This is a genomic window from Peptoniphilus ovalis (genome assembly GCF_018919265.1).
Classification (GTDB): Bacteria; Bacillota; Clostridia; order Tissierellales; family Peptoniphilaceae; genus Peptoniphilus_A; species Peptoniphilus_A ovalis.
Map to the genome: position 1 here is coordinate 50,446 of NZ_JAHLQO010000005.1, position 12,351 is coordinate 62,796.

General features: G+C 31.1%; 13 protein-coding genes and 1 riboswitch. Of the genes, 6 read left to right on the plus strand and 7 right to left on the minus strand.

All coding sequences use genetic code 11. From position 1 onward, the window contains the following. Positions 1-101 precede the first annotated feature (101 nt). From KQI68_RS07725 to KQI68_RS07750, 6 genes are all read left to right on the plus strand, one after another. Complete coding sequence (locus KQI68_RS07725; protein ID WP_216549562.1) at positions 102-626, plus strand: guanylate kinase; 525 nt, start codon at positions 102-104, stop codon at positions 624-626. Positions 627-722: 96 nt separating this feature from the next. Next, positions 723-834, plus strand: a riboswitch (FMN riboswitch). Between the two features lie 61 nt (positions 835-895). After that, the gene (gene ribD, locus KQI68_RS07730) at positions 896-2,005 is read left to right on the plus strand and encodes a bifunctional diaminohydroxyphosphoribosylaminopyrimidine deaminase/5-amino-6-(5-phosphoribosylamino)uracil reductase RibD (RefSeq protein WP_216549563.1); all 1,110 of its coding nucleotides are present in this window, start codon (positions 896-898) and stop codon (positions 2,003-2,005) included. Position 2,006: 1 nt separating this feature from the next. Then, entirely contained in the window at positions 2,007-2,642 is a 636-nt protein-coding gene (locus KQI68_RS07735) for a riboflavin synthase (protein ID WP_216549761.1), read from the plus strand. Positions 2,643-2,653: 11 nt separating this feature from the next. Continuing rightward, complete coding sequence (locus KQI68_RS07740) at positions 2,654-3,871, plus strand: bifunctional 3,4-dihydroxy-2-butanone-4-phosphate synthase/GTP cyclohydrolase II (protein ID WP_216549564.1); 1,218 nt, start codon at positions 2,654-2,656, stop codon at positions 3,869-3,871. A gap of 11 nt (positions 3,872-3,882) precedes the next feature. Continuing rightward, positions 3,883-4,350, plus strand: a complete 468-nt coding sequence (gene ribH / locus KQI68_RS07745; protein WP_216549565.1) for a 6,7-dimethyl-8-ribityllumazine synthase — start codon at positions 3,883-3,885, stop codon at positions 4,348-4,350. Continuing rightward, positions 4,343-4,990 carry an HAD family hydrolase gene (locus tag KQI68_RS07750; RefSeq protein ID WP_216549566.1) on the plus strand — a complete coding sequence of 216 codons (648 nt, stop codon included), beginning with the start codon at positions 4,343-4,345 and terminating at the stop codon, positions 4,988-4,990. The genes ribH and KQI68_RS07750 overlap by 8 nt, the downstream gene beginning before the upstream one ends. A 304-nt stretch (positions 4,991-5,294) precedes the next feature. Here the strand turns inward: KQI68_RS07750 and KQI68_RS07755 are convergent, their stop codons facing one another. The 7 genes from KQI68_RS07755 to KQI68_RS07785 form a co-directional block, all read right to left on the minus strand. Further along, positions 5,295-7,019: a hypothetical protein gene (locus KQI68_RS07755; RefSeq protein ID WP_216549567.1), complete on the minus strand. Its 1,725-nt coding sequence runs from the start codon at positions 7,017-7,019 to the stop codon at positions 5,295-5,297. 202 nt (positions 7,020-7,221) lie between these two features. Next, positions 7,222-7,716, minus strand: a complete 495-nt coding sequence (locus KQI68_RS07760) for a phosphatidylglycerophosphatase A (RefSeq protein ID WP_216549568.1) — start codon at positions 7,714-7,716, stop codon at positions 7,222-7,224. Next, on the minus strand, positions 7,717-8,244 hold the full coding sequence (locus KQI68_RS07765; RefSeq protein WP_216549569.1) for a hypothetical protein: 528 nt from the start codon (positions 8,242-8,244) through the stop codon (positions 7,717-7,719). Positions 8,245-8,253: 9 nt separating this feature from the next. Next, on the minus strand, positions 8,254-9,384 hold the full coding sequence (locus KQI68_RS07770) for an FAD:protein FMN transferase (protein ID WP_216549570.1): 1,131 nt from the start codon (positions 9,382-9,384) through the stop codon (positions 8,254-8,256). A gap of 81 nt (positions 9,385-9,465) precedes the next feature. Next, positions 9,466-10,386: a branched-chain amino acid transaminase gene (locus KQI68_RS07775; RefSeq protein ID WP_216549571.1), complete on the minus strand. Its 921-nt coding sequence runs from the start codon at positions 10,384-10,386 to the stop codon at positions 9,466-9,468. Positions 10,387-10,515: 129 nt separating this feature from the next. After that, positions 10,516-11,523: an electron transfer flavoprotein subunit alpha/FixB family protein gene (locus KQI68_RS07780; protein WP_216549572.1), complete on the minus strand. Its 1,008-nt coding sequence runs from the start codon at positions 11,521-11,523 to the stop codon at positions 10,516-10,518. Positions 11,524-11,536: 13 nt separating this feature from the next. Next, on the minus strand, positions 11,537-12,337 hold the full coding sequence (locus tag KQI68_RS07785; RefSeq protein WP_216549573.1) for an electron transfer flavoprotein subunit beta/FixA family protein: 801 nt from the start codon (positions 12,335-12,337) through the stop codon (positions 11,537-11,539). Positions 12,338-12,351 lie beyond the last annotated feature (14 nt).

Consider the following 12,351-nt stretch of genomic DNA (forward strand, 5'->3'; position numbering starts at 1 on the left):
AAGATTTATCTAACTAATATTACTCTAAAAAATTTCCTTTGTAAAGTCGACATTAAACTTTTTTCTGTTATACTTTAATAAATTAATTAAAAGGAGAAGAAATGATTTATTTATTATTAGGACATTCTGGCTCAGGTAAAAGTACAATAGCAAGTGCTCTTTTATCTCGAGGCTTAAATAAAATTACAACTTATACAACAAGAGCACCAAGGACATCAGAAATAAATGGAATTGATTATAATTTTATAAGTCTTGATGAATTTAAAAAAATGGAAGATTCTGGAGAATTTATTGGCACGACTAATTATGTGGGAAATTTTTATTCAACTCTTAAAAAAGATTTTGAAGAAAATTATTATTCAAAGGACTGCGTAATTGTAGTTGATAAAGAAGGCGTAGTGGAAATAAAAAAAGAATTTCCAAAGGCAATTTGCATTTATCTTAGATGTTCAAAAGAAGTTTTAGAAGAAAGAATAAAAAAAAGAGATGACGATTATAATGACATTAAGAAAAGACTTTCAGTTTTAGAAGATTTAACTTCCTATGCTGATTATATAGTCAACGCTGATAGAGACATTGATACAGTTTTTGAAGATGTTTTAGAAATTGTAAAAAATACTAAATAATATAGTCTTGACAAATGTTTTCTTAGTGCTATCATTAATTTAGCAGCTGTATTAAATCTTTAGTTGACATTTATATAGCTGAAATTAAAATTAATAATCATTCTTCAGGGCGGGGCGTAATTCCCCACCGGCGGTAAAGTCCGCGAGCGAAAGCCGAATTGGTGAAATTCCAATACCGACAGTATAGTCTGGATGAAAGAAGATTTATATTTATTATATTTGTATTTCATGAGCCCTGTTTTTGGGGCTCTTTTTTTGTAGGTGGTTTTATGGAAATAAATTTTAACGACAGCTTTTATATGCAAAGGGCAATTGACCTTGCTAAGTGCGGCTTTGGTAAAACTAAGACCAATCCCCTTGTAGGCTGTGTAATTGTAAAAGACGATGAGATTATTGGAGAGGGTTATCACGAGGAATTTGGAAAAAACCATGCCGAGGTCAATGCAATTGAAGATGCTAAATCTAAGGGACATTCCCTTGAAGGAGCAACATTATATGTAAACCTCGAGCCATGTGCTCACTATGGAAAGACTCCACCTTGTGCAAATAGAATTGTTGAAGAAAAAATTGCTCGAGTAGTAATTGGCACGACTGATCCCTTCAAGGAAGTTTCTGGCAGAGGAGTAGAAATTCTTGAAGAAAATGGAATCGAAGTGGTAGAAGGTGTTCTTGAAGAGGAATGCCTTGAACTCAACGAAAGATTTTTTACTTATGTTAAGAAAAATAGACCCTATGTAGTTTTAAAAGCTGGAATGACACTTGATGGAAAAATTGCTACATCAACTGGAGAATCTCAGTGGATTACATCAGATTATTCAAGAAAGTTTTCTCATGAATTAAGAGGTAAACTCGACGCAATTATGGTTGGAATTAACACAGTTTTAGCTGACAATCCAACGTTAAACGTTAGATATGGAGATTATCCTTATAATCCAATTAGAATAATTTTAGATTCAAAACTAAGAATCCCAGAAAATTCTAATGTCTTAAGAAATGATTTGGATTCAATTGCAATTGTTGCAACTACAAAAAATTGTGGCAGAAACAACTATGAAAGATTAATAAATAAAAAAAATGTCGAGATACTAATTTGTGAAGAAAAAAATGGTCAAGTTGATTTAATTGACTTGATGAATAAATTAAAGGATTACGACATTTCTTCAATTTTACTTGAAGGTGGAGCAACTCTTAATGCTTCAATGATTAAGGAAAAACTTGTAGATAAATATTATTTCTTTATAGCTCCAATGATTATTGGAAATGAAGGTCTTTCAGCAATTGGAGATTTAAATATTGAAAAATTAAAAGAGAGCATTCGCCTTAAAAATATAAAAGTTGAGACAATGTTTGGAGATATTTTAGTAACTGGAGTTGATTAATATTTTTACAGGAATTATAGAAGAAATTGGAACTTTAAACTCCATAAAAAAAGAAAGTGATTTATACACTCTTGAAGTGAGCGCCAAAAAAGTCTTAGAAGGAACAAAATATGGCGATTCCATTGCAACAAATGGCGTTTGTCTAACAGTTACAGAAATGGGAGAAAATTTTTACAAAGCAGAAGTGATGCTTGAGACAATTAACTCCACAAATTTTAAAGATTTGAAAAAAGGTGCAAATTTAAATTTAGAAAGAGCACTCTCCCCTTCCAAAAGACTTGACGGACACATAGTCCAAGGTCATGTTGATGGAGTTGGAGAAATCACAAATATTATTAATAACAACAGAGAAGTTGTTTATAGAATAAATTTTAAAGGAGAAAATTCTAAATACATTGTAGAGAAAGGCTCCATTGCTCTTGATGGTATTAGCCTTACAGTTTCAAAAGTTGAAGGGGATAATTTTGAAGTTTCAATTATTCCTACAACAGTTAAGGAAACTACTCTATCAAGTAAGAAAGTTGGCGACAAGATAAATATTGAGACAGATATAATCGGAAGATATGTCTACAGTTTTTTAAATCTTGAAAATAAAAAAGAAATCACTATGGATTTCTTGAGAGAAAATGGTTTTTGAAAGGAGACAAAATGAAAATAAATACTATAGAAGAAGTTGTAGAAGCTTTGAAAAATGGCGAAATGATAATTGTAACAGATGAGCCTGACAGAGAAAACGAAGGCGACTTTATTCAAGCTGCACAGTTTGTAACAGGTGAAAGCATAAATATAATGGCATCAATTGGTAAAGGTCTGATATGCATGCCAATGTCAAGAGAATACGCAATGAAGCTTGAATTTCCACAAATGGTAGCAGACAACACTGACAATCACGAAACTGCATTTACAGTTTCTGTTGACCATGTAGAAACTACTACTGGAATCTCAGCTTGGGAAAGAGCTTTAACAGCAAGAAAGATGACAGAAGATGACGCAAAACCTGAGGACTTTAGAAGACCAGGACATATGTTCCCACTAGTTGCTAAAAAAGATGGCATCTTTGTAAGACGCGGACATACTGAAGCAACTGTTGATTTACTTAAAATTGCAGGACTTAAAGAAGTTGGACTATGCTGTGAAATTATGCAAGATGATGGACATATGATGCGTGGTGAAGATTTATTTAAGCTTGCAGAAAAATTAAATATGAAGATTACTACAACTGAAGAACTTCTTCTCTATAGAAAAAGACATGAAAAAATAGTAGAAAAAGTCGCAGAAGCAAAACTTCCTACTAAGTTTGGAGATTTTATGGCTCATGCATACATTGACACAGTTACTGGAGAACATCACATAGCCCTTGTCAAAGGAGAAATTGGAGATGGCATGGATGTGCTCACAAGAGTTCACTCAGAATGTTTAACTGGCGACTGCTTTGGATCAAGCAGATGCGACTGCGGCAATCAACTTCATCTTGCTATGAAAAAAATTGATGAAGAAGGTCGTGGAATACTTCTCTACATGCGTCAAGAAGGTCGTGGAATTGGACTTGTAAATAAAATCAAAGCTTATGCATTACAAGATGAAGGAATGGACACTGTGGAAGCAAATTTAGCTCTAGGCTTTCCTGAAGATGCAAGAGACTATTCAACTGGTGCACAAATTTTACAAGACCTTGGAGTTAAAGAGCTTCGCCTTCTTACAAATAATCCAGACAAAGTTTATTCACTTCAAGAATTTGGAATGAAAATAAAAGAAAGAGTGCCAATTGAAATTCACTCAACTGAACATGATGAGTTCTATTTGAGAACTAAGGCTGAAAAAATGAATCACATGTTGTCAGAATTTAAAGATAAAGTAACAAAATAATGGAGGATATAATGAGAGTTTACAGTGCAAATTTAAAATCAGAAGGCAAAAAGTACGCCATTGTGTTGGCAAGATTTAACGAATTCATAGTTTCAAAACTACTTGATGGAGCATTAGACGGACTTAAAAGACATGGAGTTCTAGACGATGAAATAGATGTTGTATGGGTTCCAGGATCTTTTGAAATCCCTATCGCAGCAAAATCTCTTGCCCTTACAAAAAAATATGACGCAGTTATTACTCTTGGTGCAGTAATAAGAGGAGCTACAACTCACTACGAACTTGTATCATCAGAAGTTGCAAAGGGCGTTGCACAATCTTCTCTTGAAACTGGAGTGCCAATAATCTTTGGAGTTATAACAACAGAAAATATTGAACAAGCAATTGAAAGAGCTGGGTCTAAAGCCGGCAACAAGGGATTCGATGCAGCAACAACTGCAATTGAAATGGCAAACTTATTAGGTGAAATTCGTGAATAAGATAAAAAGTATAGTCTTCGATTTTGATGGCACCCTTCACGACACAATGAAAATTTACCAGCCAGCTTTTGCATCAGGAGTAGAGTTGTTGCAAGAAAAAGGCTTTGCAAAAGACTTCTCTCCCACTGCCTCAAATATTAAAAAATTCCTTGGAGAAAAACCAGACTTTGCCTACAACCAAATAGCAAAAGATGCTCCAAGAGAACTTATTGAAAAGGCAATGCATAAAGTTGGAACTGGTATGGAAGATTATATGGATACTGTCGGCAAGCTCTACCCTGGAACTATTGAAGTGCTTGAAAAATTATATAAAGATTATGATTTATATATTCTTTCAAACTGTAGGATTAGATATTTAGAAAAGGCACTTGATGCTTATAATATAAGAAAATATTTTAAAGATTATTACACTGGAGAGGCCTTTAAATATATTCCAAAAGAAGATATCTTGCGAAGCGAGAGAAAACATATGAAAGAAGGAATAATTTTTGTAGGCGACAGATACCATGACATTATGGCAGCAGTAGATAATGAAATTCCTTCAGTCTTTGCAAGATATGGCTTTGGTGAAGAGGATGAAGGAAAAGAAGCAGATTATAAAATAGATGATATAATTGAGCTCGTTGAGATTTTAAAATAATTAATATAGTTTTGAAATTAATAAGTTAAAAAAGAGATTAGCATATAATTTCTCTGGTCCAACTTTTGTAGTCAGTCAAAAATGGAAAGCCCGTAAAGTTTATTTTTGTCTTAAATCTGAATCTTTAAAAATATTTCTACTATTAAAATATTTTTACGGCTGCTTATTAGTCTTATAATCAGTTTATACTATTAACAGAAAATCTTATATTATAAAAATATTCTTAAATAAAAAACTACATTAGAGCAGTCACCAAATCCTTTGGTGACTGCTCTAATTAAAATACTACTCTAATAATGTGGTATTATCTGTTAGCGAAGTATAAAAGTTTAAATCTGTAAACATCATTTCCTTCACTAATTTCTATTATATCTCCAGGCTTGGACTTTCCCACTTGAAGAGATAATAAAGTGTTATTAGTTATAAATCCTTTTGATAAATCAACTTTACTTCTATTTACTATCTTAAAAAAACTTATCTCTTCAGTATCAATATTAATCATTTTAAATATAGTTCCTAAATTTAATTGCTTCTTTGAAATAAGATTTTCACTTGTTAAATACTTTTCATCATAATCTAAAACTTCACAATAAACTATTTTTCCCAAAAATTTTTTATAAAACTTTAATTTTTCTCCAACATTAGAATTAGCCACTTCAATAGCTAAGAAATGGTTTGGTGATAATAAATTATATTTAACATTCTCTTCACTTTTATCAACTATTTTATAATTAAGTTTTTTCTTTAAAGATAAATCAACTATTGAAAAAGTTGCTCCAACTAAAAATCTTTTATTCATTAAGTCCTTTAAATAATTACTTAAAAAGCAATTTTTGTTATCACGATATTGATTTTCTAGTATATAATTACTATCTAATAAATTATTTTCATTATCATTAGAATAACTTTTATTAATATTATCTTCATCTATATTATTTACTTTATTTCTTTTCTTATACCTAGATTCTATCTTAGAATTAGTATAGTTCTCTTTTTTGCCTTTATATATTATTTTATATATTTTAGGAAACAAACTAGTCGAAACTTTTATTTCAGAGTTTATACCTGATTTTTCAACAAGTTTAACTAATTCTGAATTTAAACCTAGAAAATAAATTTGCTCATTTTCTCTTTCATCACTTACTATTTCAAAACTATGCTCTTCATTTCTATTAATATCATTAAGAATAATAATATCTCCGATGTTTAAGTTTTCATCAATATAATCTTTTTCATTAAATATAGTGATTAAATCTTTTTTAGATAGAGAATTTCTTCTATTTATTTCTATAACTTCATATTTTCCATTTTCATTAATCTCGATAATTTTATTCTTTTTTGAATTTGCAACTTTAGTAGCTAAGAGTGAATCACTAGAAATTTTATTATTTAAAATATTTTCGTCAGATTCTTCGACTATTTCAAAGTTTAATATTTCATTATTATATAAATTTTTAAGAATAAAGTTTGAGCCTAAACCAAGTGATTTCTTGTTTTTATTTTCTTGTGAGATGTTATTGGTTTTATTTTTACTTTTCTCCTTGTTTTTATTACTAACATTATTCAGTTTTTTCTTCTTTTTCTTTTTCTGTTTATTTTTATTAGAACTTTGATTTTTAAAACTTTCACCAGATTGACTAAAAAATTTAAATGTTTTACTTTTTTTATTTGGCGTTGTATCTATATATTCTATGTAAAGAATTTTATAATAAATTTTCTTTTTATTTTCATAAATTCCTATTAAATCTCCTGTTACTTTTTTTGATAATTCAACAGCTATAGGATTATTTGGGTTTAAATTATAAATATTATCTTCTTCTGATTTTTTAACTATAGTTATTACTATTCTTTCTTTTCCTCTTAATTTTTCAAGCAAATAAGCTGTCCCTACTTTGCATCTTCTTTCATAATCTTGAATTAAATAACTTTTCTTATCCATAATGTCCTGATCAATATAATCATCTATATAATGCTCAACTTTAGAATAATCCATATTAGAATTAGCCTTAGGTAAATACTTTATACTCATTGTTTTCTCCCACTAGTTATGATAATGATAGTATACCTCAAAAACAAGATTTGAACAATTAAAAAAGCTGACCCCTGTTCAATACAGAAATCAACTTTTATGAGCATAGTTTTTTATTTTGTCCTTGAAATTGGGTCCAGTTTATAATGTACAAATCTCTTTGTTCCAACTTTTTTTAGGTTAATTTATATGAAATCTAATTTTATTTCTTATTTTGATGTGCTATTCTTGCCGATGCTGCAGCTGCAATTGCTGCCACTATATCATCTGCAAAAGTTGTAACTCTAACTACTCTTTTCTTTTCGTCTAGTTCTTTAATTACACCAATTTTCTTTTTATCGAGATAACCAAAATTTGTAAGGCCAATTGTACCATACATATTTACAATACCAAGAGTTAATATTTCATCGACACCATAGAGCCCCTCGTCGTCTGATATTATTGATTGAATTGGCTCAGGTAATAGTCCTTGGTTTGCCATGTCATCAAGTGCAAGTCCAGTTAATATAACATGAATTGATTCTCTTTTTCTAATAACTGACTGAACGCTATCTAAACATCTTTCAATGCTTAAGTTTTTAATATAATCAGCTTGAAGTTCCTGTACAAGTTCAGCAATATCTACAAGCTCAACTCCAAAATCCTTTAATCTTTTAACGGCTATTTCATAAAGCTCTTCGCTATCGTATTTATACATTTATCTTCTCCTATTATTTATTCTGTTTCTCATATTTCTATTTCTTACATTTCTTTCTCTTGCAATTAGTTTGTTTCTAGAAATTTTAATGCTAATTCCATAAATTATTCCAGGGATAAGAGTTGCAACAAGAAGTGTAAAAGCATTGTAGTTAATCCCCAAAACTTTTATAGAATAAACTTGTGGCATTAAAAATAATTCCATTGGAAATTTCCAGAAGCTTCCACCTACAGGTCTTTCAAAAATATCCATTCCAAGACCTAGAAAGCCAATCCCAAAAAGTATTATTCCTATTAAAACTATAATATTTCCTGCAAAAAAGTCCAAAGCTCTTGCAGACTTTTTAGACAGTAGTTTTCCAAAATTATAATATAAAATTAAAATCACTGCTATTACAATAATCTTAAATATTATATTCCCATACATTAAATTTCTAACGCTCTCGTTAAGATTAACGAGAAAAGCAAGGGCAAATATAATTAATGAAATTAAGATGTGAAATATTAAACCCCTTGTGTTATTTCTCATAATTTTCCTCTAGTTTTCGCCTTGATCAATATATTCAAGAGCATTTTCTGTATATTTTAATTCGTTATCTTCAGTAATCCAAATTATTGCAGTATTTGTTTTTGCTGCAATTTCTTTTATTTCTTCTTCAGTTGAGTTAAAGCAAGCTGTTGATAAGAAGTCACAAAGTCCTGAATCTTTTGCAATTACTGTAACAGATTTTAAATTGCCAGATGGTTGTAAAGTATCTGGGTCTATAATGTGACAGTATCTTACTCCATCAACTTCGAAGTATCTTTGATAATCGCCACTTGTAACAGCAGACATATCTTTTAGATTTAAAATTACAGACGTTGGATTGTTAGGATCCATTGTAGGATTTTGAATTCCAACTTTGTAAAACTCACGTCCATCGCCAGGGCTTCCAATAGCTCTAACATTTCCTCCCGCTGAGATTAAAGCAGATTTAACTCCTCTTTCTTCAAGCTCTCTTGCAACAATTTCAGTTGCATATCCCTTTGCAGTTGCACCTAAGTCAAGGCTCATTCCTTTATTTATCTCAACTGTTTTTTTGTCGTCATTTAATTTGATATTACTTATATTTGTATAAGGTCTTAAAGTTTCAAGTTCTGCTTCTGTTGGAATGGCTTGTCCAAATTTTTCTACAACTTGTTCTTTTGTCTTTCCACCTTCGTATTCAGTTCTATAACTATTCCAAAGTCCTGTCACAGGTCCCATTGCAATATTAGTCTTGTGAGAAATATTATTGTGATTATCTACTGAAAATTTAATTAAATTATATAAAGTTAGATCTACAATTAAAGGTTTTGTTCCCGCATCATCATTGATTGATTTTGCATTTATAATTCCATCGTAGTTTTTATAATTGTCAAAAAGCATGTGAAGTTCTTGAAATCTTTTCTTCGCATACTTAAGATTTTCATTTGCGAAATTTTCATCATCTGAATAAATTGCAATATCTATTACAGTGTCAAAGGTATCGTAAAATTCAATATTATATTTTTTTACTTCGCCCTTTGTAGCAGTGCTTTCTACTTTAATTTTATTCGTGCTGTTGTTTTTTGTATTATCTTTTCTATCGCAAGCTGTAAATAGTAGCATTGCACTTAAAGCAATAGAAACTAAAAATTTCTTTTTCATAATATCACCATTTATATAATAACATTTATTAGTAGATTTTAAAATAAAATAAAAAATCTGCTAGTTTCCTAGCAGACTATTTTAATAAACAGGTCTTAATGCGTCCTTATACTTTTCATTTTTTCCATGAGTGATGTCATAGAAGATATCTTTTAATCTTGTACAAACTTCACCTGGTTTTCCATCTCCAACTTTGATGTCATCAACTTCTACAACTGGAGCAACTTCCATTGCAGTTCCAGAGAAGAAAACTTCATCAGCATTATAAAGCTCAGTTCTTGCAAGAGATTTTTCAATACATTCAATTCCAAGTTCATCTTTTGCAATTTCAAAAACTAAATCTCTTGTAATTCCTTCAAGAATGTCATCAGATGCAGGTGGAGTCATAAGTTTTCCCTTTTTATAAATAAAAATATTTTCTCCTGGTCCTTCACATACAAAACCATTTCTGTTAAGTAAAACTGCTTCGTCATAACCATTTCTAGTTGCTTCATAAGATGCAAGAGCTGAGTTTAGATAACCTGCAGTTGCTTTAGTTCTTGGAGGAAGCATATTATCAGCAATTCTAACCCACGAAGAAACTTTAACTCTAAATGCCTCTTTGTCAATATATTTTCCCATTGGTTGTAAGTAAATTGCAACGGCATCATGTTCGTTATTATCATCAATGCTTACACCAACATTTTTTTCATTTTTAAATGCAAGTGGTCTTATATAAGTAGTTTGTTTATATCCATTTTTCCTTAAAAGTTCAATAGTGATATCAGAAAGTTCTTCTGCAGTGTAAGGAATTTTAAGATTCACAACTTTTGCAGATTGTAAAAATCTCTTGTAGTGTTCAACTAATTTGAAACCATAAAGTTGTCCTTCTTCTTCATTCCAGTATGCTCTAATGCCTTCAAAAACACCTAGACCATAGTTGACAACTTTAGATCTAATGCTTATTGAAACTTTTTCTTCTTCAACTATTTCTCCATTAAAAAAAACATAAGATTGTTCCATATTCTTCCCTCCATTAATTCATATAAAAATATTTAATTCATTTTATCACTTTTACACTGAAAAATCTAGTTTATAAAAAAGAACATAAAAAAAGAGGCTACAAAAATGTAACCTCTTCATTAATTAAAATTAAATTTCAGCTTTAATTTTTTGTTCTCTAAGAATTGCTTCTGTAAGTTTTGGAACAATTGCGTTAATGTCTCCGACAACTCCAAGATCAGCAACTTCAAAGATTGCAGCTTCTGGGTCTTTGTTAACTGCTATGATAAGATCAGAGTCTTCCATACCAGCAACGTGTTGGATTGCTCCAGAGATACCCATTGCAAAATAAAGTTCAGGTCTAACTGTCTTACCAGTTTGTCCAACTTGGTGATCCTTAGTAATCCATCCAGAGTCAACTGATGCTCTTGATGCAGAAATTTCAGCGTCAAGTGTGTCAGCAAGTTCTTGAAGTGGTTTAAATCCTTCTGGTCCACCAATTCCACGTCCACCAGAAACTAAGATATTAGCTTCAGTGATGTCTTTCTTATGAGATTCTTGTTTTTGAATGTCAAGAATTTTTACATTCATGTCTTCGTCAGAGAATTCTACTTTAAATTCTTCAACTTCACCTTCTCTTGAATCATCTGAATCTAGCGCTTGCATTACTCCAGGTCTAACTGTAGCCATTTGAGGTCTAAAGTCTTCGCAAAGAATAGTAGCCATTAGGTTACCACCGAATGCAGGTCTAGTCATCATAAGGTTTTTAGATTCTTCATCTATTTCAAGTTTTGTACAGTCTGCAGTTAATCCAGTGTGAATTCTTGCAGCAAGTCTTGGAGCAAGGTCACGACCAATTGAAGAAGCACCAAAAATTACAATTTCAGGTTCTTTGTCTTTAATAACTGCTGTTACTGCCTTAGCATATGGTTCAGTTACATATTCTTTAAGCATTGCATCTTCAACTATGATTACTTTGTCAGCACCATGTCTAATAAGAGTTTTTGCATGATCTTTGACATTTTCACCTAATAGAAGAGCAACAACATCTTGACCTAAATCATCAGCAAGTTCTCTAGCTTTACCTAGAAGTTCGATTCCAACTTTTTCAAGTTTATTGTCTCTTTGTTCTATAAATACATATACATCTTTACTCATTTTTAAACCCCCATTAGATAATATACTTTTCTTGAAGTTTAGCAACGATTTGTTGAGCTGCTTCATCTGCAGTTAAGTCAGTTAAAAGAACTCCCTTACCTTTACCTTGTTTAGGGAAAGATTTCTTAACTCTTGTAGGAGATCCCTTAAGACCAATGTTAGCCATATCAAGTTTATCTTTAATATCTTCTAGTCCCCAAATAGTGATGTCTTTTTTGTAAGCGTCAAAAATCTTACCAATTGTCATATATCTAGGCTCTGCTAATTCTGCAATTGCAGTAATTAAGCATGGGAATTTAACATTGATTGTGTGATATCTATCTTCAAATTGTCTCTTAACTGTGATACCTTTTTTGTCATCATCAAGTTTAAGTTCTTCAACATAAGATACTTGTGGTACTCCAATGTGTTCAGCAATTTGAGGTCCTACTTGTGCAGTATCTCCATCGATTGCTTGTCTACCACAAATAATTAAATCATAATCTAAGTGTTCAAGTGCAGCTGTAATTGTACAAGAAGTTGCCCAAGTGTCAGCTCCACCAAATGCTCTATCACTTATAAGAACTGCATCATCTGCTCCCATTGCAAGAGCTTCTCTTAAAGCATTTTCAGCTTGGAAAGGTCCCATTGATACAACAGTAACTTTAACATCTTCTGGGTTTTCATCCTTAAGTCTTAATGCAATTTCAAGGCCTGATTTGTCATCAGGATTTATAATGCTTGGCACCCCATCTCTGATAAGAGTGTTTGTAACAGGATCAAGTCTAACTTCATTAGTGTCAGGTACTTGTTTAATACATACTAATATATTCATTTATAATACTCCTT

What these genes read in the sequence shown, in the direction of transcription:
- KQI68_RS07725 (WP_216549562.1), top strand. Translation starts at nt 102, where the DNA reads ATGATTTATTTATTATTAGGACATTCTGGCTCAGGTAAAAGTACAATA.
- ribD (WP_216549563.1), top strand. Translation starts at nt 896, where the DNA reads ATGGAAATAAATTTTAACGACAGCTTTTATATGCAAAGGGCAATTGAC.
- KQI68_RS07740 (WP_216549564.1), top strand. Translation starts at nt 2,654, where the DNA reads ATGAAAATAAATACTATAGAAGAAGTTGTAGAAGCTTTGAAAAATGGC.
- ribH (WP_216549565.1), top strand. Translation starts at nt 3,883, where the DNA reads ATGAGAGTTTACAGTGCAAATTTAAAATCAGAAGGCAAAAAGTACGCC.
- KQI68_RS07755 (WP_216549567.1), bottom strand. Translation starts at nt 7,019, where the DNA reads ATGAGTATAAAGTATTTACCTAAGGCTAATTCTAATATGGATTATTCT.
- KQI68_RS07760 (WP_216549568.1), bottom strand. Translation starts at nt 7,716, where the DNA reads ATGTATAAATACGATAGCGAAGAGCTTTATGAAATAGCCGTTAAAAGA.
- KQI68_RS07765 (WP_216549569.1), bottom strand. Translation starts at nt 8,244, where the DNA reads ATGAGAAATAACACAAGGGGTTTAATATTTCACATCTTAATTTCATTA.
- KQI68_RS07770 (WP_216549570.1), bottom strand. Translation starts at nt 9,384, where the DNA reads ATGAAAAAGAAATTTTTAGTTTCTATTGCTTTAAGTGCAATGCTACTA.
- KQI68_RS07775 (WP_216549571.1), bottom strand. Translation starts at nt 10,386, where the DNA reads ATGGAACAATCTTATGTTTTTTTTAATGGAGAAATAGTTGAAGAAGAA.
- KQI68_RS07780 (WP_216549572.1), bottom strand. Translation starts at nt 11,523, where the DNA reads ATGAGTAAAGATGTATATGTATTTATAGAACAAAGAGACAATAAACTT.
- KQI68_RS07785 (WP_216549573.1), bottom strand. Translation starts at nt 12,337, where the DNA reads ATGAATATATTAGTATGTATTAAACAAGTACCTGACACTAATGAAGTT.